16 protein-coding genes and 3 pseudogenes are annotated in these 25671 nt (G+C 50.0%); 9 read left to right on the forward strand and 10 right to left on the reverse strand.

Features of this window, described 5'->3' with window-relative positions; genetic code table 11:
• Positions 1-21 precede the first annotated feature (21 nt).
• Both HU737_RS06685 and HU737_RS06690 read left to right on the forward strand, forming a co-directional pair.
• Positions 22-1479 (forward strand): NAD-dependent succinate-semialdehyde dehydrogenase, encoded by a 1458-nt coding sequence (locus tag HU737_RS06685; protein ID WP_186556052.1) that lies wholly within the window; start codon positions 22-24, stop codon positions 1477-1479.
• Between the two features lie 94 nt (positions 1480-1573).
• A complete protein-coding gene (locus tag HU737_RS06690) occupies positions 1574-2035 on the forward strand; it encodes a RidA family protein (RefSeq protein WP_186556051.1) in 462 nt (153 codons plus the stop codon).
• A 57-nt stretch (positions 2036-2092) separates the two neighbouring features.
• Here HU737_RS06690 and HU737_RS26400 read toward each other — a convergent pair whose 3' ends face one another.
• Positions 2093-2776 (reverse strand): GntR family transcriptional regulator, encoded by a 684-nt coding sequence (locus tag HU737_RS26400; RefSeq protein ID WP_186556050.1) that lies wholly within the window; start codon positions 2774-2776, stop codon positions 2093-2095.
• 646 nt (positions 2777-3422) lie between these two features.
• Here HU737_RS26400 and HU737_RS06700 point away from each other — a divergent pair.
• Positions 3423-4106 carry a serine acetyltransferase domain-containing protein gene (locus HU737_RS06700; protein WP_186556049.1) on the forward strand — a complete coding sequence of 228 codons (684 nt, stop codon included), beginning with the start codon at positions 3423-3425 and terminating at the stop codon, positions 4104-4106.
• A 322-nt stretch (positions 4107-4428) separates the two neighbouring features.
• Positions 4429-5038: pseudogene (locus tag HU737_RS06705) on the forward strand (transposase).
• A gap of 382 nt (positions 5039-5420) precedes the next feature.
• Here HU737_RS06705 and purU read toward each other — a convergent pair.
• The 4 genes from purU to glyA (HU737_RS06725) form a co-directional block, all read right to left on the reverse strand.
• Positions 5421-6317 carry a formyltetrahydrofolate deformylase gene (gene purU / locus HU737_RS06710; RefSeq protein WP_186557743.1) on the reverse strand — a complete coding sequence of 299 codons (897 nt, stop codon included), beginning with the start codon at positions 6315-6317 and terminating at the stop codon, positions 5421-5423.
• A gap of 10 nt (positions 6318-6327) precedes the next feature.
• Positions 6328-7230, reverse strand: coding sequence for a bifunctional methylenetetrahydrofolate dehydrogenase/methenyltetrahydrofolate cyclohydrolase FolD (folD, locus tag HU737_RS06715; RefSeq protein WP_186557744.1), 903 nt, complete (start codon positions 7228-7230; stop codon positions 6328-6330).
• Positions 7231-7338: 108 nt separating this feature from the next.
• Positions 7339-8664, reverse strand: a complete 1326-nt coding sequence (gene dsdA / locus HU737_RS06720; RefSeq protein ID WP_186557745.1) for a D-serine ammonia-lyase — start codon at positions 8662-8664, stop codon at positions 7339-7341.
• Between the two features lie 58 nt (positions 8665-8722).
• Positions 8723-9994 carry a serine hydroxymethyltransferase gene (gene glyA / locus HU737_RS06725; protein WP_186557746.1) on the reverse strand — a complete coding sequence of 424 codons (1272 nt, stop codon included), beginning with the start codon at positions 9992-9994 and terminating at the stop codon, positions 8723-8725.
• A gap of 794 nt (positions 9995-10788) precedes the next feature.
• On the opposite strand from glyA (HU737_RS06725), the gene HU737_RS06730 reads away from it, so the two are divergent.
• The 5 genes from HU737_RS06730 (at position 10789) to HU737_RS06750 (ending at position 16570) form a co-directional block, all read left to right on the forward strand.
• A complete protein-coding gene (locus HU737_RS06730) occupies positions 10789-11829 on the forward strand; it encodes an amino acid ABC transporter substrate-binding protein (RefSeq protein ID WP_186557747.1) in 1041 nt (346 codons plus the stop codon).
• 63 nt (positions 11830-11892) lie between these two features.
• The gene (locus tag HU737_RS06735; protein WP_186557748.1) at positions 11893-13071 is read left to right on the forward strand and encodes an amino acid ABC transporter permease; all 1179 of its coding nucleotides are present in this window, start codon (positions 11893-11895) and stop codon (positions 13069-13071) included.
• A 10-nt stretch (positions 13072-13081) separates the two neighbouring features.
• A complete protein-coding gene (locus tag HU737_RS06740) occupies positions 13082-14179 on the forward strand; it encodes an amino acid ABC transporter permease (protein ID WP_186557749.1) in 1098 nt (365 codons plus the stop codon).
• Positions 14180-14189: 10 nt separating this feature from the next.
• Positions 14190-14954 (forward strand): amino acid ABC transporter ATP-binding protein, encoded by a 765-nt coding sequence (locus HU737_RS06745; protein WP_186557750.1) that lies wholly within the window; start codon positions 14190-14192, stop codon positions 14952-14954.
• Positions 14955-15316: 362 nt separating this feature from the next.
• Entirely contained in the window at positions 15317-16570 is a 1254-nt protein-coding gene (locus HU737_RS06750) for a D-amino acid dehydrogenase (protein ID WP_186557751.1), read from the forward strand.
• Positions 16571-17392: 822 nt separating this feature from the next.
• Here HU737_RS06750 and HU737_RS06755 read toward each other — a convergent pair.
• The 5 genes and pseudogenes from HU737_RS06755 to glyA (HU737_RS06775) form a co-directional block, all read right to left on the reverse strand.
• A pseudogene (locus HU737_RS06755) lies at positions 17393-18002 on the reverse strand (transposase).
• Between the two features lie 210 nt (positions 18003-18212).
• Positions 18213-19127, reverse strand: coding sequence for a LysR family transcriptional regulator (locus tag HU737_RS06760; RefSeq protein WP_186553647.1), 915 nt, complete (start codon positions 19125-19127; stop codon positions 18213-18215).
• Positions 19128-20333: 1206 nt separating this feature from the next.
• Positions 20334-21686, reverse strand: coding sequence for an aminodeoxychorismate synthase component I (gene pabB / locus HU737_RS06765; RefSeq protein WP_186553646.1), 1353 nt, complete (start codon positions 21684-21686; stop codon positions 20334-20336).
• 17 nt (positions 21687-21703) lie between these two features.
• Positions 21704-22297 carry a 2-amino-4-hydroxy-6-hydroxymethyldihydropteridine diphosphokinase gene (folK, locus tag HU737_RS06770; RefSeq protein WP_186553645.1) on the reverse strand — a complete coding sequence of 198 codons (594 nt, stop codon included), beginning with the start codon at positions 22295-22297 and terminating at the stop codon, positions 21704-21706.
• Between the two features lie 229 nt (positions 22298-22526).
• Positions 22527-23908, reverse strand: a pseudogene (gene glyA, locus HU737_RS06775) (serine hydroxymethyltransferase).
• Between the last annotated feature and the right edge of the window lie 1763 nt (positions 23909-25671).

Consider the following 25671-nt stretch of genomic DNA (forward strand, 5'->3'; position numbering starts at 1 on the left):
TTGATAGGTAAAACAACAACCATGACTTCGCAATCTCTAAACGTCGTTCAACTCCCAACCGACCTGTTCATAGGTGGTCAGTGGATCAACTCCATCTCCCAGGCCCGTATCGAGGTGTTCAATCCTTCGACCCAGCAGATCATTGCGTCAGTAGCAGACGCTTCTCTGGACGATGCACAGGCCGCTGTTGACGCTGCTGCCAAAGCTGCTCCGGCCTGGGCTGCCACCCCAGCTCGAGCTCGCAGCGAAATTCTACGTCGCTGTTTCGAGCTGATGACTCGTGATAAGGAAAGACTGGCGACTTTGATCTCTATGGAGAATGGAAAGTCCCTGAACGACGCCCTTGGGGAGGTGACCTACGCTGCCGAGTTCTTCCGTTGGTTTGCTGAAGAAGCTGTTCGTATCGAAGGCGATTTCAGCCGTTCTCCTAGCGGCCTTGCACGCACAATCGTCCAGTATGAACCGATCGGTATCGCCCTGCTGGTGACACCGTGGAATTTCCCTGCTGCCATGGCTACCCGCAAGATCGCTCCTGCACTGGCTGCGGGCTGCACCTGTATCTTGAAACCTGCCACCGAGACTCCGCTGACTGCCTACTTGGTTGCTGAGATCCTGGCTGAAGCCGGAGTACCGGACGGCGTAGTTAACGTTATTACCACCCGAGCTTCGGGCAAGGTTTGCTCCCAAATCCTAGATGACGATCGTGTTCGCAAGCTTTCTTTCACTGGCTCGACTGAAGTGGGCCGCGTTCTGCTGCGCAAAGCTGCCGATTCAGTAGTGAACTGCTCCATGGAGCTGGGTGGTAATGCTCCGTTCCTAGTATTCGATGACGCCGACATTGATGTTGCCGTCGAAGGTGCCATGATCGCAAAAATGCGCAACGGCGGCGAAGCCTGCACTGCAGCGAACCGCTTCTACGTACAACGTGGGATTGCCGCTGAATTCTCCAAGCGCTTCGCTGAGCGCATGAGTGCTCTGCGAGTAGATGATGGTGCTAAGGCTGGAACCCAATGTGGCCCTTTGATCAATGCCAGCGCCGTCGAAAAGGTAGCCTCTTTGGTTGATGACGCAGTTTCCAAAGGTGCAGTCGTTCTGACTGGCGGTAACAGCCCGGATCGCGTCGGTTACTTCTACAGCCCGACCGTACTTATCAATGTGCCTGCTAACGCTGACTTGCTGAAAGAAGAGATCTTTGGCCCAGTCGCTCCGATTGTAGTGTTCGATCACGAAGACGAAGCAGTTGATGCTGCCAACGCCACCGAATATGGCCTTGTGGCTTACGTCTTCACCGGCGATCTTGCCAGAGGTATGCGCATCTCCGAGCGTCTCGAGAGCGGGATGATCGGTCTGAATCGTGGCATCGTCTCAGACCCTGCAGCTCCATTCGGTGGTGTGAAGCAGAGTGGCTTGGGCCGCGAAGGCGCTCACCACGGCATGCTGGAGTTTATGGAGGCCAAGTACATTTCCGTCAACTGGTGACTCTAATTATCTTAGTTTAAATCATGTTTTGGGAGTTGGCTTGCTGAGCTTGTCACAGAAAGCCAGCTTCTTTTTCATTAATAGGACTCCTAAAATGAGCGTTTATGAGCGTCTTCGTGAGCTGAACATCAAGCTGCCAGACTCCATCAAGCCAGCAGCCAGTTATGTAATGGCTGTGCAAACTGGATCGAATCTGTATGTGTCCGGTCACATACCTCGCAGGGATGGTCAGCCTTGGGTAGGTGTCCTCGGGATAAATATTTCCATCGAAGATGCTGGCGCAGCCGCTCGCAGCGTTGCACTCGACCTACTGTCTACACTACATGATCAATTGGGCAGCCTGGATCGCATCAAGCGCATTGTCAAAGCGGTGGTACTTGTGAACTCCGGCCCGGAATTTCAGGAGCAGCACATCGTTGCTAACGGCTTCTCCGAAACCTTAGTGGAGATTTTGGGCGATGTTGGTAAGCATGCACGCTCTGCGTTCGGTGTGGCGCAGTTGCCAATGGGCGTGTGCGTAGAGGTAGAGCTGGTTGTTGAAGTGAAGTCTGTCTAAATCATCCTGCGGGTTCGGTATCGATAAAGCGGTACTGAACCCCTAACGACGACACACCTACTCTATCATTTTGAAGTAGGGTTCCATTCGAGCACGAGATCTGGATATGTGTTCTCTCATCGCTGCCGCTGCCTGTTCAGGGGCGCGGGCGAGAATGGCGGTCACGATCGCATCATGCTCCTGAATGGCTTCTTCGGTAACGCGCGAATGAAACCTGAGGCGGAACAGGTGCACGTGAGCGTGGAGCCTGGTGAGTGCTTCTTGGGCCATGTGGTTGTTGCCACGCTCCGCGATCCAAGCGTGGAACTGAGCATCGAGTTTGGCGAACTTACCGTAGGCTAGGCTCAGGTCTTCGCCGGCTGGAATCTTCATGGTGTCAGCGAGCGCACACAGCTCCATCGCATCGCTATCGGAAAGCTGTTGAGCAGCACGGCTCGCCAGGTAAGGCTCCAGCATCTCGCGGATGTCGTAAATTTCCTCGAAACGTTGGTGAGAAGGCATAGAGGCTGCGCTGTACCCGATGTTGTGAACCTTTATGACCAGGCCCTCCGCCTCTAAGCGAATCAATGCTGCACGAATCGGGGTCTGGGAAACGTTGAGCTCTCGGGAAAGCGAGTCGATGGAGATCCGGCTACCGGGGCCGATCTTCAGGGTGATCAGTTGAGAGAGCAGGGTCTCATATACCTGCTCCCCAAGCGGAAGGTTGCGAGGGGCATTCTTGGGAGGGGATGACGCATTCACGGGAAATCTCCAGCTGGGTCGTTACATCGTGATAATACATGAGCTGAAGCAAATCGTGCATCGTATCGGATATGGATATTGAAAGGGCCTTTGATATTGGCGAGGTAGGGGCTACGCTTACGTCTGTTCTCACAGCGTTACGCGATGCTTATTCGACCTTCGGAGAGCTGTTCATCACTGTAATGATCGTTGGTGCGCCGTGGGGCTTGCGGCAGGCAGGTCACTTTCGCTATTCAGATAGTCTTTCACGACTGCCGCTGTCGTATCGTACTTCAGACACATTCATGCTGCGGAGAGGCGTGGCACCAGGTCTGGCACTGGCTTGATGTCTGCCCGCCACCCCGATGCTGATGAAGCAGCCTTGCATCTGTCCGACAGTTTCCGTTCGACAGCTGTGAACCTAAACCGACCTTTGCCTGGTTGGCCGAGTTTGAAAGTATGGGCGAGGTCGCAGACATGGTAGGCCATGTGGATCCGGCCTAGCATAGTCTTCGTAATCGGGGTTTGTCGGCTGGGTTAAATGAGGCAAATAGTGATTTCGTTTGGTGAGTAATTTTATTTTAATGTGCCACATGTTAAGTTTTCTATTGATAAAAGCAGTGGCATTAAATTGTCATCTATTGATTATTCGATATTATGAGGCACCATGAGTGACGTATGGCGTACCCTCAGGCGGCAGGCTGAACATTTTGCAGGCTGGAATCCGGTTATGCGATGGAACGTGGAAAATCGAGTACTTGAACATGACTGCTTCGAGGCGGCCTTGGGCGCAAATATTAGTTTCAGCATGAGGCATCTTGGCGGCGATAAGCTTCAGGTCTGGCTCACCGCGCTGCTCCGCTCTGAGCCGACGATCTCCCTCCAGTCTGAAGCAGATATTGACCGCTTCGTAAAGGACGACCCTTCTTGTGTCGACTTTTATGTCGCGTTATCTTCATGTGCAGGCTTCCAAGCGTTACAGCTCTATCGTATAAGCCACATGCTTTGGCTTAATGACGAGCACCACAACGCCATGATGTTAAAAAACTGGGGAGCTCAGGTTTGGGGTATCGATATTCATCCCAGCGCACAGATCGGGAAAGGAGTCGTCATCCGTCATGGACAGGGCCTCGTGATCGATGACGGTGTAGTTATTGAAGATAACGTAACCTTATGGAATGCAGTCAGCGTTCTTCGCAGCCCTGTAGGGGCCTGTAAAAGTCCAGTTTTGATGCAGGGAGCCACCGTTCATGCGCAGTCGGTGGTATTTGGGGGCGTGACTGTCAAGAAGGGTATTATCCTTCCTGAGTGTACCCTGTTCACCGAGTCCGTTGCTGATGTGGTGAGCTAAAGGGATTGTTGCAAGAATTGGCTATTAAGCAGTTTTTCAAAATTCGGATTTTGGTTAAAATCTTTGGTACCAATTGCTGGCGGTTGATTCGGCCACAGTCCCTCCTACGCTGTAGCAACTCACCCGTCCTATGGCTGGCGAGTACGGAGCGGGTAGTGATGAGCTTTTCTGGGGATTCTCCGCTCAAGTCAGCAAAGGCCGCCCCGACCTGTGCTGAAATGGCCCCTCACTCAGCCACCCCATGCAAGCCTTGTCCATGAATCAGATGAGCTTCTCCGATTTCTAATACGCCGGTAAGCGCAAACAGGCCCGCCGCGAACGTATCCTGGCAGAGATGGAGCAGTTCGTGCCGTGGAGCGAATCAGTCGCAGTAATACAGCTTCACTATCCACAGGTCGGCGGCGGTTGTAAACCTTATCCATCGGATACGATGCTGCGTACTCACTTGCTGCAGAACTGGCTTTTGCTGAGCGATCCGGCGATCGAGCAGGCGTTGCACGAGACCACCTCGATGCGCCAGTTTGCTCGACGACGCACAGAGCGCCGTTCCCCGAAGGCACGACTATTTCCTGCACCTCGTGGACAAGCATCGGCTTGGGCAGGGATTCAGGAACTCATTAACAACTATCTGCAAGAAAACGGCCTGTAGTTGCGCCAAGGCACCATTGCGGATCCCATGTTCATCCTTGAGCTGGATCGCAGCACGACGCAGTACTTACCAGCACTTGGGAAAACGCAGGGTGTTCTACAAAGCCCAGCTTAAGATCGAAAGGGCCAAGGTGAAGCTGCGTGGAATAGTGGAGCACCCGTTTCGGGTAATGAATCATCCGCTCGGCTATGTAAATACTCGCTTTCGTGGCTTAGCCAAGAGCACGGTACAACTGACGACGCTCTATGCGCTGTCGAAACGTAGGATCTTGCGCCGGCAGTAGTTGAGCCCGAGCGAGAGGTGCGTCCATGGCGCGCTAGAACCAGAGAAAAGCCAGGGTTTGGTGCCGATTGGCGTCTTAAAAGTCGGCCTTACGGCGTCGAGACGTTGCTCATTGAGTGCTCGCGGCAACCTGTGTGGAATCTGCCTAGCAGCCAGGTTTTATCTTCTGTGCCTCGCACCTTGTTTTCGCTATTTGTGCAGTTATAAATGCTAAGGATAAAGTGACGAAGCTTTATTAATTTGGCATAGCTTGCTTAACCTTGAAAGCTTGATCGATAGGAGTACCCCCTTGGATTGATGCCCAAGTGGGTACTTGTCACCTACTTTACTTTTTGATCAAACATGTAGCTGCTTAGGCGAGATGATTGCAAGCCGCAATCATCTCAACCGATAGACTCAGATGCGTACGAGTCAGGTGATGCCGGGAACACAATCGTCTTCTTCTCGTTCATGAACACACGGCCATGGACGTAAGCATGGATTGCCCGGGCCAGCACTTGGCTTTCGACGTCGCGCCCCAACGACACATAGTCATTCGGGCTTTGCGCGTGAGTGATACGGACAATATCCTGCTCGATGATCGGGCCTTCGTCCAGGTCGGCGGTGACAAAGTGCGACGTGGCACCAATCAGTTTTACGCCGCGATCGAAGGCCTGTTTGTAAGGGCTACCGCCCTTGAAGGACGGGAGGAACGAATGATGGATGTTAATGATGCGGCCCGACATCTGCTGGCACATCTCGTCCGACAGAATCTGCATGTAGCGTGCAAGCACGATCAGCTCGGCACCGGTCTCGCGCACTATGCGCATCTGGGCGGCTTCGGCCTCAGCCTTGTTCTCCTTGGTCACCTTGATGTGGTGGTAAGGAATACTGTGGCCTTCAACCACTTTCTGGAAGTCCAGGTGGTTGGAGATCACACCGACGATGTCGATGGGGAGGGCGCCGATGCTCCAGCGGTACAGCAGGTCGTTCAGACAGTGGCCGAAGCGGGAAACCATAAGGATGACTTTGCGCTTGGCGCGCTCATCAAAAAACTCGTATTCCATGTTGTATTTTTCAACAAGATGCTGGAACTCCTTCTTCAGGTCTTCCAGCGACTGACCTTCTTCCGGGCGGAACGTGATCCGCATGAAATAGTGGTTAGTGCTTTCATCGTCAAACTGTGCACTGTCACGGATGTTACAACCGCGAGAGGATAAGAAGCTGGTGATGTCAGCGGTCACGCCACGGATCGAAGGGCAAGAAACTCGAAGTACGTAGTTTTTTCTAGTCTTAGTCATTTGAATCACCTTAAACGACAACAGCTTCTTTTTTAGTTACGATTTTATGCTGACGCTTGAATGCGGTCACAGTGTTTGCCAGCAGGCAAGCAATGGTCATTGGGCCAACGCCACCCGGAACCGGTGTGATCGCCGAGGCATGGCCTGCTTCGTCGTAGGCCACGTCGCCGACAATTCGCGACCGACCGTCGCTTTCAATGCGGTTGATGCCTACGTCGATCACGACTGCGCCAGACTTGATCCAGTCGCCCTTGACCATCTCTGGTCGACCCACTGCCACTACCAGAATGTCGGCCGTGCGACACAGAGCCGGGACGTCGCGGGTCTTAGAGTGCGCGACTGTAACTGTACAGTTTTCCGCCATTAGCAACTGAGCCATAGGTTTGCCGACAATGTTGGATTTACCGACAACCACGGCATTCATACCTGCCAGGCTGCCCAGGCGGTCTTTGAGCATCATCAGGCAGCCCAATGGAGTGCAGGGCACTAGGGCATCCTGGCCTGTCGCTAGGCGGCCAGCATTGAGGATGTGGAAGCCGTCGACATCTTTATCTGGCTCAATTGCATTGATGACCGCGTTGGTGTCTAGGTGAGCTGGCAGCGGCAATTGGACCAGAATCCCGTTTACTTCCGATGCGGCATTTAACTCTGTCAGCAGTGCCATCAGTTCAGTTTGACTGGTATCAATAGGTAGCTTATGGACAAACGATTGCATACCGATGGCGAGAGTCTGGCGATGTTTAGCGCTTACATAGACGGAACTTGCAGGATCTTCACCCACTAGGACAACGGCCAGGCCTGGAATAAGTCCGGTTTTTTCTTTAATGTCGGTTACATCATCTGTCAGTTTTTCGACAAGATGAGCGGCAAAGCCTTTACCGTCGATACGGTCGGCCAGGAATTGATTATTCATGGAACTATCACCTCAACGTCATTGACTGGCGTAATTGGTTTTCTTCGGCGCTATTTTTCTAAGGACAGGGGGTATGGAGCGGGTATATCCCCATGGTCAGCTTGGGTCTTATTTGATCAGAGAAGCTCCGCGCGCCATGAATTCCTTGAATTGCTCTTCTGGAACGAAAGCGCCACCCGTTGTCCAGATAACATGTGTTGCCTGAGCAAGTTTATTGCTCAGTCCATGAGCTTTTTGATATACGCGACCTTGAACGCTATTCACGATGAACTCAGGGCCGCCAAAACCAGCTGTTGCCGATGGCTCAAGACGCATTTTCTGAACAATCTGAGCTTTCCAAAGCCAGCGGAAGAGATCGTCGTCGTCCACTGTGAATACACCTGAAAGCATGGGCTTCATGACGTTGGCAACGAACTCCGACATGCGAGCCACTGCCATACCATCTGCCTCAGTTCGGTTAGTCAGACCTACGTCGTATACCGACACCAAGTTATTGGAGCCGCTCATCATGTGTACTAGCGCGGACGGTGATTGCACAGGTTCAACGAAGAATGCGTGGGCTGCATCGCCGAAGATGGCTTTCAGGCCATAGGCGGCGCCACCTGGCGCTCCGCCGATACCACAGGGCAGGTAGATGAACAGCGGGTGGTCTTCATCGATGGTAACACCCTGATCTTTCAACTGTGCGGCCAGCTCGGTGGCTGCTGCGCTGTATCCGAAAAACAGTACTTGCGAACGTTCGTCATCCACGAAGTAGATAGTTGGATCCGCTTCTGCACTAATACGAGCATGTTCAACAGCGGTGGTGTAGTCGGCTTTGTGCTGAACAACGTCAACACCCAAGCGAGTGAGGCGATCAACCTTCCATTGCTTGGCGTCCGACGACATGTGCACGACGGCACGAAAGCCCAGGGCGCGAGCTGCAATACCAACGCTTAAACCTAAGTTGCCAGTGCTGCCCACGGCGATCGTATGCTGATTGAAGAGGGCACGCGCCTGATCTCCGGCCAGTACGGTAATGTCAGCGCCTGGGGTTAGAATGCCGCGTCTTTCAGCCATCTTCTTGGCGTGCATGAAGACTTCGTAAACGCCACCGCGCGCCTTGATGGAGCCTGCAACAGGCAAATCGCCATCGGCTTTGACAAATACTCGACCGTACTGCGAGGTGCCATACCCCAGCGCGCCGCGAAGATCTTCAGCTTCGATTAGCTTGGACTGAATCCGGCCCTTCGACGCTCTCAGTTCGGGGAAGCAAGACTCCAGTAGCGGAGCCAGCATTTGCCAGTTTTCTTCGGCTTCTTTTACCTGGGTAGACCGGATCGGCAGCGAAGGATCAGCGATGCCGTTGGCCTTCAGATTCGGGTTCAGCCAAAGCGCAGGGCGGCCAGCCAAAACATCATCACGCGCTGGATCATTAGGAAGTTGAACGCTCATTACTATTTTCCTACAGCGTGAAGTCGGGCGGGTGTTCTACGCACCCGCCGCATACCCCTTAGGCATAGATTGGGAATTCACCAACCAGTTTCGCAACCACTGCACGGCTCTTCTCGATGACTGCAGCACGGGTCGACTCGTCAGCAGTTTGAGCGTCGAAGATATCTGCGATTAGGTTGCCAATGATCTCAAACTCTTTCGCACCGAAGCCGCGAGTGGTACCGGCCGAGGAGCCAAGACGCAAACCCTTCCATTCCGATGGCTTGGTGCTGTCGAACGGAATCGGGTTCTTGTTCGAGGTGATGTTGATCTCGGAGAGTGCATCTTGCGACTGCTGACCGGTCAGACCTTTGGAGGAGACGTCTACCAGAACAAGATGAGTATCAGTGCCACCGCTGACGATGCGCACACCACGTTTCTGCAGAACCTGCGCAAGCAGGCTAGCGTTAGCTTTGACGTTGGCGCCATAGGTTTTGAACTCATCGGTCAGAGCTTCACCGAGACATACCGCTTTACCGGAGATTGTTGCCAAATGTGCACTACCCTGCACGCCTGGGAATACCGCCGATTGAAGCTTCTTAAAGAGGTCTTCGCGATTAGTCATTACCAAGCCGCCGCGAGCGCCACGTAGGGTTTTGGTGGTGGTAGTTGTGACGATATCTGCGTGAGGGATGGGAGATGGGTGGACTCCAGCAGCGACTAGGCCCGCAAAGTGAGCCATATCCACTAGGAAGGTAGCGCCAACCTTGTCAGCGATCTCACGGATAAGAGGGAAATTGATCTCGCGAGGGTATGAGGAGCCACCCGCGATGATGAGCTTGGGTTTGTGTTCCGAAGCCAGCGCCTCCAAGTTGGCATAGTCGATTAAACCCGTTTCGCGCTCTACCCCGTACGAGACGATATTGAACCAGCGACCCGACTGGTTTGGTTTAGCACCATGACTTAAGTGGCCGCCTGAGGCGAGATCCATGCTCAACACGGTATCGCCAGGCTGGAGCAGCGCGAAGAATACTGCTTGGTTGGCCTGGGTGCCGGAGTGAGGCTGCGCGTTGACGAAATTGCAGCCGAAAAGATCCTTGGCGCGATCGATTGCAGCCTGTTCTACAACGTCAGCGAAGTCAGCGCCGCCGTGAAAACGCTTACCAGGATAACCCTCTACAGACTTGTTAGTGATCACTGAGCCTAAGGCTTCCAAGCATGCCAGGCTGACTGAGTTCTCTGAAGCAATGAGTTCAATCTGGCCCTGTTGACGCTTTTTTTCTCCTTGAAGAGCTTTGAAGACCAGAGGGTCGCGTTCAGCAAGGTTGTCGTTGAAATAGGAGTGGGTCATTGCTGCGGTACCTTTCTTTGGTTTTTTTCAAAACCTATACCTTGTCCAACATCATGAAAAGCAAATATTTTTTCAAATATATGTAAGCAACACTTAACGATTGGTGTGATTTTGCAGCGCTGCTGAACTGAGCGTTAGCACAGATCTCTTAAAGCGCCGACACAATACTCTTGTAGGTCAAAGACTTGCCTGGAGAATGGCGAGGCAACGTGTTTGCTATCGGCTCGGTTTCTTGAATTATGTACTGAGACGGATAGAGCCTCAGTGTTTGCGGGGTGCCAGCCACCGCAGCGGCGCAGTGTAAACTTCAAGAGGTCACAGGGGGGGGCGGGATGCCCCAGGAGGTATACCCAAGCTGGCTAGAGGAGCTCAGACGGTGTTTACGGTTGCATTTGTAGCTGGGGTGGACACATCCCCTGGTTTGCAAGCGGAAAATAGAGGAGTGACGAGTTATCGATTCGTAAGCTAAGCTTATGCTGTAATGCAGAAATATTCGCTTTTACTCGATTCAATCAGGGGGTAGGTTGATCTCGACGGAGAAATCTTGTCCGAAGCGCAAACAATCGTCATCCAAGGCACAGAGAATCTGGCTGCGTTTGTAGCGTTAGCTTGTCATAATTTGGGGTTGGTAAAATAACAAGAGGGCAGGCTATGCCACTTACTATAATGATAATTCTATCTATCAGGCATGTGCGTCTGCGAGTTTTTTTCTGCCTCTGAAAGTTGGTCGAGTGCCCGCCAAAATTATCAAATTTTGACGGAATTTCTATGCCGCAATCTATGAGAGCAATGACATGAAAAAAGAAAATAATAAATTTAAAACTACCCTCACAGTCGTAGCAGTGACTCTGGGCTCTGTGATCTCCATGGGCGCTATGGCAGGCGCCACCCTTGATAATGTCAAAAAGAAGGGGTTCGTTCAATGTGGCATAAGCGATGGCCTGCCTGGCTTTTCTTATACAGATGCCAAAGGAAACTTCCATGGTTTTGATGTTGATGTTTGTCGCGCTGTAGCCGCAGCTGTATTCGGAGAAGCGGATAAGGTTAAATACACTCAATTGACCGCGAAAGAGCGATTTACTGCTCTGCAGTCAGGAGAGGTGGATATTCTATCGCGCAGTACGACTTGGACTTCATCCAGAGATGGAGCTATGGGTATCCTGTTTGCTGGGATTGCTTATTATGATGGTCAGGGTTTTCTTGTAAACAAGAAGCTTGGTGTAAACAGCGCTAAACAGCTCGATGGCGCAACGGTATGCATGCAAGCTGGTACATTGACTGAGAACATCCTTGCTGACTATTTCCGCTCGAATGGTCTGAAGTTCACACCTATCACGTTTGACACTTCTGACGAATCGTTCAAAGCTCTAGACTCTGGTCGTTGCGATGTACTCACTGCTGATCAGTCGCAGTTGTACGGGCAGCGCTTGAAGCTTGCTGCGCCACAAGATTATGTGGTTCTTCCCGAAGTTGTTGATAAGCTTCCTCTGGCAACTGCTGTCCGTCGTGGTGATGAGGAGTGGTTCTCGGTTGTGCGTTGGACACAATATGCGATGTTAAACGCCGAAGAGCTTGGAATTACCTCGCAAAACGTTGCAGATCTAGTAAAAAACACCAAGAACCCAGACGTCGCCCGTTTACTGGGTAACGATGGTGGTTTGGGCAAAGATCTCAACCTCCCCAATGACTGGGTGGTAAAAATTGTCTCCCAGGTCGGAAACTACGGCGAATCATTCGACCGAAACTTGGGCTCTGGTAGCGAAATGAAGATCAAGCGTGGCTTAAATGCGCTCTGGAACCAAGGCGGCATTCAATACGCTCCTCCAATTCGCTGACCGCGAGATTTGCTCAGCGCTAGCTGAGCAAATTTTTCAATAGTTTTCGGTAGAGCATGAATCATGCAAAAAATCGCCCCCACTAAGCGTAGGATATCGATGAGCGATCCGAGGTTTCGGGCCTTGATCCTCCAAGTCATAACCATTGTCTCGGTATTGGCAGTTGGTCTATATTTTTTCAATAACACACAAGAAAATCTCGCGAATCGAGGAATTACATCGGGCTTTGATTTTCTTGAACGCAGCGCCGGCTTCGGTATTGCTCAGCACCTCATTCCTTATGTTGAGTCAGATACCTATGCCAGGGTGTTTGTTATTGCACTACTCAACACATTGTTAGTAACGTTCATTGGGATAGTACTAGCTACGATTCTGGGTTTCATTATAGGTGTGGCACGCCTTTCATCCAACTGGATGGTGAGTAAGCTGGCAGCCGTTTACGTCGAAACTTTCCGTAATATTCCGCCGCTTTTGCAGATCCTTTTTTGGTATTTCGCTGTATTCTTATCGCTCCCAGGGCCGCGTAGTAGTATAAATATTCACAATCTTTTCTTTATAAGTAATCGAGGGTTGAGCATGCCGGGGGCTTCGGTCTCTGATGGGTTGACAGCATTCGTGATTTCAATCGGGATCGCCATAGTCTGTGTGCTTCTTATGGTTCGTTATGGCAATAAGCGTTTTTATGAAACTGGGCAGCCATTTCACAAGCTTTGGGCTGGAATTGGGCTCATGATCGTTATACCAGGGTGTAGTGCTTTTCTCTTCGGGAGTCCATTGCATTGGGATGTTCCTGAGCTTAAAGGCTTCAATTTTGTTGGTGGTTGGGTATTAATTCCAGAGCTTTTGGCTCTCACATTAGCTCTCACAATCTACACAGCTGCATTCATTGCCGAAATTGTGCGTTCGGGAATACGTTCAGTTAGTCACGGTCAAACCGAGGCTGCGAGATCACTGGGCTTGAAAGAAGGGCAAGTGCTACGGAAGGTTATAGTTCCTCAAGCCTTGAGGGTGATAATACCTCCGCTGACCAGTCAATACCTCAATCTCGCCAAAGGTTCCTCATTGGCTGCTGGTATTGGTTATCCAGAATTGGTATCTCTATTTGCTGGTACTGTGTTGAACCAAACCGGCCAAGCAATTGAACTGATTGCTATAACGATGAGTGTGTATTTAGTAATCAGTATTTCGATTTCACTACTGATGAACATCTATAATAAGCGCATCGCGCTCGTTGAGCGGTGAGGTGTCGAGGATGACTGCTTTTGATTTTAAGCCTGATATGGCACCGCCGGTTAACACCAAGGGTGCGATAGGATGGATGCGAGCTAACTTGTTCTCTAGTTGGTATAATACGCTGCTGAGTCTCTTTGCAGTCTACGTGGTCTGGCTTGTTGTACCGCCGTTACTAGACTGGGCAGTCGTTAATGCTAATTGGAGAGGTACGACTCGCGCAGACTGTACCAATACTGGAGCATGTTGGGTCTTTGTCCAGCAGCGTTTTGACCAGTTCATGTATGGCTATTATCCCGACACTCAACGCTGGAGAGTAAATTTAACGGTGATCGCAGCTTTGATAGGCGCTTTGCCATTCTTTGTTCGTGGTTTTCCTCGTAAAGCCGTTTATGGAGTTATTTTCCTCGGCCTGTTTCCGGTGCTAGCGTTTACCCTATTACATGGTGGATATGTTGGTCTCGATCAGGTTCCTACGAGTAAGTGGGGCGGTTTGATGCTGACGTTGGTAATCGCTACTGTGGGCATCGCAGGGGCACTGCCACTCGGCATTATTCTTGCCTTGGGTCGACGCTCAAACATGCCAGCTATAAAAGTTTTTTGTGTTACCTTTATCGAGTTTTGGCGTGGTGTTCCGCTAATTACCGTGCTTTTCATGAGTTCCGTTCTACTACCTCTATTTCTGCCCGAAGACATGAGCTTCGACAAGTTGCTACGCGCCATGATAGGCGTTGTTCTCTTTCAGTCGGCGTACATTGCAGAGGTGGTGCGCGGTGGGCTCCAGGCAGTTCCTAAAGGGCAATATGAAGCCGCAGCAGCAATGGGTTTAGGGTATTGGAGATCTATGGGGCTTGTAATCCTACCTCAAGCGCTCAAGTTGGTGATACCTGGTATTGTTAATACCTTCATTGCACTATTTAAAGATACTAGTTTGGTTGTGATAATCGGCCTTTTTGATCTTCTCAATAGCGTTAAACAAGCTGCTGCTGATCCTGCTTGGTTAGGAATGGCTACCGAAGGCTACGTATTTGCTGCGTTAGTTTTTTGGGTTTTCTGTTTTGGGATGTCCCATTATTCCAAAAGTCTGGAGCGTAAGCTCGACACTGGTCATAAGGTTTAGGAGTGATTTTATGAGTCAGATTTTAAAATCATCAGTAGTGTCCGAGCCAATTATTCGGATCCGAAACATGAATAAGTGGTACGGAAGCTTCCACGTTCTAAAAAATATTAATCTTGATGTCCAGCAAGGAGAAAGAATAGTGCTGTGCGGGCCATCCGGCTCTGGAAAGTCGACAACAATTCGTTGTCTGAATCGTTTGGAAGAACACCAACAAGGTCAAATCGTGGTAGATGGTGTAGAGCTGACTCAAGATCTAAAGCAGATTGAGGCTATTAGGCGTGAAGTTGGCATGGTGTTTCAGCATTTCAACCTGTTCCCGCATCTAACTATCCTTGAAAATTGCACCTTGGCTCCTATGTGGGTGCGCAAAATTCCACGCCGTCGGGCGGAAGAAGTCGCAATGCACTACCTCGAGCGTGTCCGAATCCCAGACCAGGCCCATAAATATCCTGGCCAGCTATCTGGTGGGCAGCAGCAACGTGTAGCCATCGCCCGGGCGCTTTGCATGAAGCCAAAAATCATGCTGTTTGATGAGCCAACATCGGCCCTCGATCCTGAGATGGTTAAAGAGGTGTTGGATACTATGGTTAGCCTGGCTGAAGACGGGATGACCATGCTTTGTGTAACACACGAAATGGGTTTTGCGAGGACGGTCGCTAATAGAGTGATCTTTATGGACAAGGGAGAGATCGTTGAGCAAGCCAGTCCGGAAGAGTTTTTTGACCGCCCTCAGAATGTACGTACTCGAACATTCCTGAGTCAGATAATTCATTGAGTTTTTATTAGTCTGTTGGCTTTATATTGGACACATGACAAAGCTTGCGTTTAGGTCGTGCAGGTCTTTGGGTTTGGTCACCTTCGGTCATTGTGTCCAGTATTTTGGCTTCCTAATTGTTCGGGAAGCCTTTTTTAATTAATTGGATGTTGTCGGGTAGGGCTGTCGAGCGGCAATTTATTAGGTTATTAAGGCAACTATGGTAAAAGAATGTATGAGGTTTGCGCGAGCGCTTGAGCTGGAGGATGAATATTTTGTAGTCGCTTAAGTCAAGCTATTAGTTATTATTGGCGGTACTAGTGCTGTAAGTGCTCATGTGGAAAACTTACAGTCTATACATCCTGGTTTTCATGAGGTGCTGTATGCGTATTATTGTGCTGGGTGCAGGTGTTATTGGGGTTACGACCGCATATTATCTTGCCAGAGCGGGATTTGAAGTGCTTGTTATTGATCGTCAATCTGGGCCAGCGATGGAAACGAGTTTCGGTAATGCTGGACAAATTTCACCGGGTTATGCAGCTCCATGGGCCGCACCGGGTGTGCCTATCAAAGCGATTAAGTGGATGCTCCAAGATCTCGCTCCTCTTGCGATCAAGGCAACAAGTAGTATTCAACAGTATCTTTGGATGGCTCAGATGCTACGTAATTGCACAGCAGGACGTTATGCAGTGAATAAAGAGCGTATGGTTCGACTCTCGGAGTACAGTCGAGATTGTCTTGATGAGTTGCGTCGAGAAACCGGCATTACATACGATGATAGGCAACTTGGAACGACTCAGCTCTTTAGAACACAGGCCCAGCTCGACAGTGCAGCCAAAGACACAGCAATTCTCGAACAGTCTGGGGTACCTTTCGAGGTTCTTGATCGGGAGGGGATCGCAAGGGTTGAGCCTGCCTTAATCTCGGAGTGCCATAAACTTTCGGGGGCCTTGCGCTTACCGAATGATCAGACCGGCGACTGCCATCGGTTTACGTTGAAGATAGCGCAAATGGCCGAGGGGCTTGGAGTGAAATTTAGCTTTGGTAGTACCATCGAAGCAATAAATTCAAACGGGGATTGTATTACTGGGGTGGTAGTTGATGGTAGCGTTGAGAGGGCTGATTCATATGTGTTAGCAGTTGGGAGCTACAGTCATAATTTACTTAGGCCTCTAGGGATTAAAGTTCCAGTATATCCACTTAAAGGCTATTCGTTGACTATACCTATCACCGACTATTCAATGGCGCCGACCTCAACGATCGTAGATGAAACGAATAAAACCGCAATAACACGATTCGATGATCGTATCCGTGTTGGTGGTATGGCTGAAATCAATGGCTACAATCTTGACTTGGATTCTAAACGTCGCAAGGCAATGGAGAGTGTTGTAAACGATTTGTACCCTCGTGGAGGGGATGTTAAGCAGGCCTCCTTCTGGACAGGTCTGCGTCCTGCAACGCCAGATGGAACTCCCATCGTAGGGGCGACGAAGTTTAGAAATCTCTATCTAAATACTGGTCACGGTACTCTTGGCTGGACTATGGCGTGCGGCTCGGCTAGATTGCTAGCAGATATACTTGCTAATAAGAAAACGCAAATTAGCTCTCAAGGACTTGATATTTCTCGTTATAGTTAAATCGGAGTGCCGAGGTAATAGGTTTTTAGCGGTTGCTAACCAAATAAAATGTTGGCGATATCGTTATGTATAGTGGCGTGACTTACTTGCTAGTAAAAAATTGTTGCCGTTTTCTTTTGTTTTTTTGTATGGGGTCATTTGGTTGTAATGGATTTAATATGTGTTAATGGTGTATGTGAAGGGTTTTGATGTTGGCATACGTCGAGTGGAATGTTGCCGGGTGAAATCGATTGGTGTCGTGCCCGTGCTGCTCGTATTTTAATTGTGGGTCGCAATGTTTGATTCTTATGTGATTGTTGAAATGTCAGGCTTGGCTGTTAAGCTCTAGTTAATGTAGAGCCTGGTTTAGGCCGGGTTTTACATTAGCTAGCTTTTTGTACGCAGTGCACGCTTATTAGACTTGGTTTACTTTGAGTGATCCGCGCAAGGAGCAGCCGTTGTATTAGATAACTTCGACGCGTCAGTTTGCGCGAATGTCACTTAATGTACGGTCCTACAATACAAGGTCAGTATTAATATTCTCCATCTCTTGACGGTGCATCAGATCGCAATAAGGATTCTGGAGACCATCAACAATTATCTGCCAGCCAAAGGCCTGTCGCTGCTCTAGCAGTCTTCATGACACGATCAACCCCGCCCAGCTCGACCAAATCCAAAGAAGTCATACGCGATTCTTCGGGAAACTCTGAACAAGTTGCCCCTAGCACTCAATGAGCAACGTCTCGACGCCGCAAGACCGATTTTTCGATCGTCAGTCGGCATCAAACCCTGGCTTTTCTCTGGTTCTAGCGCGCCATGGACGCACCTCTCCCTCGGGCTCAATTACTGCCGGTGCGCGATCCTCAAATTCGACAGCGCAATAGAGTGGCTTCAGTTGCGCCGTGTTCTTGGCTAAGCCACGAAAGCGAGTATTTACATAGCCGAGCGGATGATTCATTACCCGAAACGGGTGCTCCACTATTCCACGCAGCTTCACCTTGGCCCTTTCGATCTTAAGCTGGCTTTGTAGAGCACCCTGCGTTTTCCCAAGTGCTGGTAAGTACTGCGTCGTGCTGCGATCCAGCTCAAGGATGAACATGGGATCCGCAATGGTGCCTTGGCGCAACTACAGGCCGTTTTCTTGCAGATAGTTGTTAATGAGTTCCTGAATCCCTGCCCAAGCCGATACTTGTCCACGAGGTGCAGGAAATAGTCGTACCTCCGGGGAACGGCGCTCTGAGCGTCGTCGAGCAAACTGGCGCATCGAGGTGGTCTCGTGCAACGCCTGCTCGATCGCCGGATCGCTCAGCAAAAGCCAGTTCTGCAGCAAGTGAGTACGCAGCATCGTATCCGATGGATAAGGTTTACAACCGCCGCCGACCTGTGGATAGTGAAGCTGTATTACTGCGACTGATTCGCTCCACGGCACGCTCTGCTCCATCTCTGCCAGGATACGTTCGCGGCGGGCCTGTTTGCGCTTACCGGCGTATTAGAAATCGGAGAAGCTCATCTGATTCATGGACAAGGCTTGCATGGGGTGGCTGAGTGAGGGGCCATTTCAGCACAGGTCGGGCGGCCTGCGCTGACTTGATTGGAGAACCCCTAGATCGGGCTAACAATAAATATTACATCTCTCACAAGAAAACCACGCACAATATTGTAGTCACTCATCACTAGAGACACGGATCTTTACTACTTCCTGCTCCAAACATTCCTTAAACACTTTCAATATCGGGCTTTTCTTTTCTCCTTTGCGAAATGCCATAGATATATTGCGCCTGATCTCCGGCTCCAGCCGACAGATATATGTACCCTGCATATCAGCTCGAGCCCTTAGGCCAGGCAAAATAGCTATCGCACATCCTTCTTTCACAAGCTCGCGAGTGATTTCGAAACCTTTGCACCGAGCGATGATTTTTGGATTGTAACCGGCCCGCTGGCAAGCTTCCGTTATCATGCGCGGATAAGTTGTTGACGCAGTATCAATCACCCAGTTTTCATGTTCCAAGTCTTTCCAAGAAACTGAACTTCGTCCTGCCAAACGATGCGCTGAGGAAACTAAAATGTTGTAAATATCTTCGATGAACGGCGTTATCTCGATGCTAGGATCAAGCAAGCCTACTGGAACGTTCAAGTCATCAATTAACGCTATATCTGTTTGCCAGCTGCGAAGAGCATTCATGCTGTCCTCTGGCTCCATTTCCTCAAAAAAAATTTGTAGCCGCGGGTGAGTAACTCGAAGAGTTTGAATCGCCCTAGGTATCAAGGCAGCAGCTACAGTTGGGAAGGCAGCAACTCTAAGCTCTCCAGCTACTACTTTCTTTAACTCCGCCATATCAGCTCGAGCAGAATCGAGCTCCTCAAAAATCCGGTTGATACGCTCAACTAATGTACGACCAGCGATAGTTAACTCTACACCTCGCCCTCGCCGCTCAACCAAGTCGATACCAAATTCTTGCTCAAGTAATGAAATTTGTTGAGACACAGCTGATGGAGAGATGTGCATGGCTTCGGCGACCGCAGCCATAGTTTTACGCACTGATAGCTCTCGGAGCGCACCTAGCTTGCTGATATCCATGATATTAAATCCTTAAAATTCTTATCAGGACTTTAAAGTTAAACATGCTGAAAATCTATTTAATAATAATCGCTTTTTGCGGATTAGTAAAGCGAAATGCTTTTAAATGTATTTTTGGCGCTATAGACTATTTTTATGGTGCTAGAGAGTAGTCGTGCATGTTCTCGCCAAACAAGGTTTGCAATGGTTTAATGTCGCATTTTTAATTTCTCGGTCTTAAGCTCTATCAATCCGAAGTATTGCTTGGGTTTTTACCTTCTAAAAGTATGTATCTAAAGCGTGGTCATCAGTGCTGCCATTAATCTATAGATTCACGAAAAGCGTCATCAGGTGCACCATGTTTTTAGATGAAGAGCTAAAGCGAGTATCAACATGGCCGTAATCGCTTTGCTTCAATCGAGACGGTTTCTTTAACTTCAAACATGTTTTTGCATTGATACTTGCGTGTTATATGGCGAGATGCGTAGGTTTAAGCTTCTGTGATAGATTTATCGAGTAGCAATCTGCAAGATCGTAGTCGCTATTTATGCTGTCGTCTATTCTTGGGCCAGTTTAAGAAGGTAGCCTTTATCAGGACTTAAATCATTTTCTGCCCCTAAATTAGATGTAAAACTCCGTCGAGTCGGCTACCTTCGCAGCGATGCCATGAACCTGAGGTGCCAGTTTTTTATCAGCGATATGCTCTTTCATCGCCAAGAATTAAAGTTTTCTAGTGCTTATTTAATGCTTCTAAGGTGGAGTGGAAAAGTCAGTTATATTTTCCGCACAATAATCCTGGGTACTCTTGCAGTCATGCCATTAAATGGGCGACCTCCTGCGATTGTTGCGTAGCATTCCCCACGTTCGGTCAAGTTTACCTAAGTTAATGGTTTCTGGGTGCCCTGGCTTGCGTCATCATGCCCCCCAATATCGTGTTGATAATCCTGTCGTAGCACATAAGGACTTTATTAAATAACTCAGCACTCAGCGTGTTAGCATATTTAGCACTGCTGATAGGTTCGGTCATTTTCATAGGTTCGGGTGTTAGTGAGGTTCGTTATCGAGATCTCGTTCGCTCACTGACCTTGGACTGCCGCATGAGGTGTTTGCCTTTGTTGGTTAGTCGTAATGTCCATACGCACTTTGTATCGTGTGGAAGTCATAACTAGTGAGGGATTTAACCTGCCGAAATGTACTTGGCTTAGGGGCTATCGTCGGCGGGATGAGCTAAGTAGGTAGCTGCAGAAAGTAACTCTCTAGGCAATTCAGCAGGTTTTGGATCTTCGTAACGGACTCTTGGTACTCGCTGCTCGCGGTTGACTCTACTACTATACCGCCGCCACCCCAGCAACAGATCGTTCCGCCGCTTGCAAGTAGCGTGCGGATGCTAACAGAGCTATCCATATGACCGTCTACATCGAGGTAAAACATGGTGCCGCAGTAAATACTTCGCTCAGTCGTCTCCAGCTCATCGATTATTTGCATGGCGCGTTTCTTCGGTGCCCCTGTGATTGATCCGCCAGGGAAGGCACCGAACAGCAGGTCAAGCGGATGTTTACCGTCTGCCAGTTCGCCTCGGATGGTGCTGACTAGGTGATGAACATTTGAATATGACTCAATCCTGAAAAGCTCTGGGACGCTTACTGAGCCGAATCTGCAGTTTTTCCCGATGTCGTTGCGAAGCAGGTCAACGATCATCAGGTTTTCTGACTTATCCTTCTCGCTCGCTGCCAGTTTGTCTGCGAAGTGCTGATCTTCAGCCCGTGTCTGACCTCTGGGCATGGTGCCTTTTATAGGCCGAGTCTCAACCATCCCTTTGCTGCACTGGATGAAGCGCTCAGGGGAGAAGCTCATGATGGCGTTATGCTGCGCTAGGTTGATATAGCCACCGAAAGGGGCTGCGCAATGCTTGCGCAGGGTCAGATAGGCGCTCCATGGGCTGCCTGAATAGCCGGTAGAAAATCGCTGTGTGAAATTCACCTGATAGCAGTCACCCGCTGCGATGTAATCCTGGATGCAGGAAATAGCACTTTTGTAGTTGTCATAAGTAATGGCAGGTGCGAACTGGGCGTAGAGTTTAAAGAACTCGTCACTTTCTTTCAGAGTGCGCGATTGAAACAGCGAAATTATGCGCTGACGCTCCTGGTGATTTACCGCTGGATTGAAGATCAGTCTAGATTTGCGTTCTTCATGATCTGAAACCAGTGCCCAAGTATACAGGCCAATGCGGGCAGTGGGAATCTGTTCATTATTATTAGGCGGTAACCCCATCATTGCACGGCCCAATTCATAACTCAGGTACCCCATGAGCCCGCCTGTGAAAGGGAGGGTTTCATCCGGTCGCCCTTTTTCCAGACCTTTGAGTGCTGAGCGCAAACGCTCTGCAAATGCTCCGTTGGGCTCATTTGGGCACGGCTGGTAGCTTCTTACCGGCCATGCACTCATTAGGTCGTAGCGGCCCCGTTGAGAGGTGGGGCGACCCGAGTCGAACAGAACGGCGCCAGGAGCATTCCGAATCGCTGAAAAGAAGATTGTTGGATCTGCGAAGTAGGGGAGAGAATGTACGTGAAAAGGCTGCATACAGGGCTCCAACGAGCTCAGTGCTCATGGATTGTTGACAGAGTCACCTCGTGAGCCGAGGGCTGGCACGAATCGCCAGTGCGTTGAAATCTGTTGGTTTGAATTGCAGGGCCAGAAGAACTGGCGCCTAAGGAGGGAAGGACAAGCGACAGCGGCGGGCCAGGCTGCAACTGGCGCCACAACTCGCTGAAGGAAATGCCTATGGTAGGGTGCTTCAGGTGTGGGGCGAGTTGCTGTAACGGATAGAGCACGAAGGCCCGGTCGAGAATTTCTGCCCTAGGCAGCTCTATTCCTTCATGGATGCCCATGAGGTCATCGAAAAGTAAGATATCAATATCAAGCGGAATGAATCGTTGCGTACTGCGGACGCGTCCATGAATTAACTCAATCTCTTTGATCCAAGCTTGAAATTCCGTCAGGCTGAGGTCTGTGCTACCACCTACGACCAGGTTATAAAACGGGGATTGTCTAGGATCTGTTGAGACGCTTTCATAAACCGGTGAGCCGCGAAGACAGGTGATGTGTTCTTCAAGCATCTCTAAGGCCGTCGCTAGGTGGATTTCCTGCTCTACATTACTGCCGAGGCCAAGATAAACGTGATGTACTGGCATGGGATTAATCCACACGTTATCACCTGTTTGATGTCTATTCCGTTTGACGTCAAACAGGTCGGGGGAGGGCGCCATCAATGGCGTTCAGCTTCTGTCAACCTACGATGTAGTTCAGCAGTAGCGTGGCTAGTAGTGCGACGATGGGCGCAACGACTGAACCACCGGTAAAATTTTTTCAGCACCTAGACGGTGAGGCGTCAACTACTCTTGCACTACCCAAAATGCCGAGTCAGTTCGAGTTCAGCCAATCGAGTCTGCTTCGATCGTGATCACCAAGATCTCTGGCTTCAGATGAGCAGCAGCGGGCAGCAGGAGGTTGATCTGGCTTGCAGCGCAGACCATGGCTGCTGTGGGCATAAATTAGGAATTCATCAATCAGCTTGGCAAGCACTGTACGGCTCTTCTCAATGATGGCGGCAAGGGGCGACTCATTAGCATTTTGAGCGTCGAAGATATCTGGGATCAGGTTGCCAATTATCTCAAACTCTTTCGTACCGAAGCCTCGAGTGGTACCGGCCGAGGAGCCAAGACTCAAACCCTTCCATTCCGATGGTTTGATGCTGTCGAATCGGATCGGGTTTTTGTTTGAGGTGATGTTGATCTCGGAGAGTGCGTCCTGCGTCTGCTGACCAGTCAAGCCTTTGGAGGAGATGTCTACCCGAGCAAGATGCGAATCAGTGCCACCGCTTACGATGCGCACACCATGTTTGTGCAGAACCTCCGTAAGCAGGCAAGCGTTAGCTTTAACGTTCCCGCTATAGTCCTTGAATTCAGCGGTCAAGACTTCGCCGAGGCAACCCGCTTCACTAGCAATGGTTGCCACGTGCACGCAGCCTTGTATACCTGGGAACACTGTGGATTGAAGCTTCTGAAAGAGATTTTCGCGGTTGGTCATACCAGGCCACCACGAGCGCCGCACAATGTCTTGGTAGTGGTACAGGTCACTAAGTCGGCGTATGCGATCGGAGAAAGATGTACGCCAGCCGCGTCTAGACCTGCGAAGTGGGCCATGTCCACTAAGAAGGTAGGGCCAACCTTATCGGCAATCTCACGCATGCGTGGGAAGTTAATCTCAAATGGGTATGACGAGCCATCCGCGATGATAAGCTCAGGTTTGTGTTCCGAAGCTAGTCTCTCTAATTTAGAATAGTTGACTAAACCCGTTTCGCGATCTAGTCCATACGAGTCGATACTCAACCACCGACCCGACTGGTTGTGTTTAGCGCTGTGACTTAAGTGGCGGTCTGAGGCGAGATCCATTCTCAACACGGTATCGCCAGGCTGGAGCAGCGCAAAGAATACTGCTTGGTTGGCCTGGGTGTCGGAGTGCGACTGCACGTTTACGAAGCTGCAACCGAAAAGTTTCTTAGCGCGATCGATTGCAGCCTGCGGTAAAAGGTCAGCTGCGCCGTTAAGGCGCTTGCCCGGAAAGCCTACTACAGTCTTGATTGTGATAACGGAACCTATCGTTTCCAAGGATCCCGAGCTTACTGTGTTCTCAGAAGCAGTTAATTTGCACTGGCCTTGCTGGCGATTTTTTCCGTCCTGCAGAGCCTTGAAGATCAGCGAGTCAGGCTCACTAGGGTTATCGTTGAAGTAGGATTGTGTCATTTCAACGGTGCCTATCTTGATGGTTTCTTGAATTTATATCCTGTCCTAGATTAAAAAAAGCAAATAATATTTCAACTATACATAAGGAAAAATTACCCTTTTCATGGTTGCCGCTTGGGTAAAAAAATAAGGATGATAGTAGGTTGTGTGCGGCTAGCGAACGATTCCTGCGTAAAACAGTGGCCGTTTTTGCTGAGGCGATTACCGTTGCGGTATTCACCGTCTCCCCGACCCTGCTGGAGCAAGGAGCAGGCATTGATTTGCTGGAGCTCTGTGGACGTGGCGTCGATTTTACCGCTACCAGTTAAGAGCAGGTGCAACCAATTCGATTGTTGACGAGCTAGATTCGATCAAGGCTGATGTCGCCAAATCGAAGATGGTCGTGCCGGGAGTTTGAGGATTGCAGAGCCTACGCAGGTATGGTGACTGAGCATGTAACAGGTCTGCGTGCTCTCCCAGTATTGTCTCTAGCTGTGAAGGCAGGGAGGTGCATTCCGTGGGCGCAGGGCGGGCACTGATATGCAGGTTAGGAGCAGACGTCGCTTAGAGATGGAAATTCGTCGTAATATCTTCACTGCCTATCGCTTGCGCGCGGAGAAAAGTTTTGCTACGAAGAATGTCATCAAGTGGTGTGGTTAGCTTGCAGCCTAGATCCGAGCGGTCACCTTGCTGGCTCTTTCAAGAATCGATAGCTGGGTAATGCGATGCTGAATTGATAAGCAGGGCTTATGTATTATTGAAGAAATATTCGCTTTTTCTCTTTTCCTACACGCGCTAGGGTTAGTCCCATTAGCTGGAATCCTTGGTCGCGCGGCTCGTTTGCTGCCTCTCAAGCTTAGCATCGTGATAGATCTGACTGTGCGAGTAAATTATGCTCTGCTGGCTTTGAGGTCTTGGAGACTCTACCATCATTTGTGTTTCCCCATATCGAGGGCATCAACAAGGGCAGATCTCGGTTTATGGGGTGGAGCTTACGGCTAGTCTTACGCAAATTGAAGTGATCCGACATAAGCCTGTCCGGTGCTAATGACTGCGGTAAACAGCGATCTCTTACCCCTCTGGGTACGCAAGTTTCACTAGTGTTAGGTGAAGTAAGTATGGGCTGCCTAGAGAGTGCTCGCATTCCACTCAGGGCTGATAAGTATTTTACCTAACTTCAATGCTACTTGGCGCGTGCACCCTTCCTGCGTGTGTCCTGCATAGTAGAATGTTAGTAGACAAATTTGCCTGAGCGTTCAATAAGCGAATTTGTTATGGGGGCGTGCTACATTATGGTGGCGAGTAGTTGATGATGGAACGGCAATGCGCTGGGTCAGAAAGGAGATAGAGTTGGTTGAGTGGTCACCAATCAAGTAGTTATCATAGGAAAGGGCGGTATCATCGACAAAGTGGAGCAGGGCGTACCCTTCGGTAGTCCGCAACGATACGCATAATCCCAAACGCTAATGCTGTAATTTCATTGGGAGTGAGTATCGATGGCGTAAGTTATACTGGGAGAGAAGTTAAGGTTTCTTAGGCTTGGGAGTTATCGTAGGCTGGATGCTTTTCCATGCTTGGGTGTTCTGTGTTCTGTGTTCTGTGTTCTGTGTTCTGTGTTCTGTGTTCTGTGTTCTGTGTTATCCATGAATTTTTTTCATCAAGTTGAGAGGTTAGGGTTATGGCGCACTATTACGTAAGCACAGTGCCAAAGGCAACTGGCGATTACGAAGTTCATGCAAGTACCTGCATCGCTTTGCCTGCTTCTGAGGAGCGGTTAGCGCTTG

Source organism: Pseudomonas urmiensis, from assembly GCF_014268815.2.
In the GTDB taxonomy this organism is placed as follows: Bacteria; Pseudomonadota; Gammaproteobacteria; order Pseudomonadales; family Pseudomonadaceae; genus Aquipseudomonas; species Aquipseudomonas urmiensis.

Coding starts and splice junctions, on each gene's coding strand:
- HU737_RS06685 (WP_186556052.1), top strand. CDS start 22: ATGACTTCGCAATCTCTAAACGTCGTTCAACTCCCAACCGACCTGTTC.
- HU737_RS06690 (WP_186556051.1), top strand. CDS start 1,574: ATGAGCGTTTATGAGCGTCTTCGTGAGCTGAACATCAAGCTGCCAGAC.
- HU737_RS06700 (WP_186556049.1), top strand. CDS start 3,423: ATGAGTGACGTATGGCGTACCCTCAGGCGGCAGGCTGAACATTTTGCA.
- purU (WP_186557743.1), bottom strand. CDS start 6,317: ATGACTAAGACTAGAAAAAACTACGTACTTCGAGTTTCTTGCCCTTCG.
- folD (WP_186557744.1), bottom strand. CDS start 7,230: ATGAATAATCAATTCCTGGCCGACCGTATCGACGGTAAAGGCTTTGCC.
- dsdA (WP_186557745.1), bottom strand. CDS start 8,664: ATGAGCGTTCAACTTCCTAATGATCCAGCGCGTGATGATGTTTTGGCT.
- glyA (WP_186557746.1), bottom strand. CDS start 9,994: ATGACCCACTCCTATTTCAACGACAACCTTGCTGAACGCGACCCTCTG.
- HU737_RS06730 (WP_186557747.1), top strand. CDS start 10,789: ATGAAAAAAGAAAATAATAAATTTAAAACTACCCTCACAGTCGTAGCA.
- HU737_RS06735 (WP_186557748.1), top strand. CDS start 11,893: ATGCAAAAAATCGCCCCCACTAAGCGTAGGATATCGATGAGCGATCCG.
- HU737_RS06740 (WP_186557749.1), top strand. CDS start 13,082: ATGACTGCTTTTGATTTTAAGCCTGATATGGCACCGCCGGTTAACACC.
- HU737_RS06745 (WP_186557750.1), top strand. CDS start 14,190: ATGAGTCAGATTTTAAAATCATCAGTAGTGTCCGAGCCAATTATTCGG.
- HU737_RS06750 (WP_186557751.1), top strand. CDS start 15,317: ATGCGTATTATTGTGCTGGGTGCAGGTGTTATTGGGGTTACGACCGCA.
- HU737_RS06760 (WP_186553647.1), bottom strand. CDS start 19,127: ATGGATATCAGCAAGCTAGGTGCGCTCCGAGAGCTATCAGTGCGTAAA.
- pabB (WP_186553646.1), bottom strand. CDS start 21,686: ATGCAGCCTTTTCACGTACATTCTCTCCCCTACTTCGCAGATCCAACA.
- folK (WP_186553645.1), bottom strand. CDS start 22,297: ATGCCAGTACATCACGTTTATCTTGGCCTCGGCAGTAATGTAGAGCAG.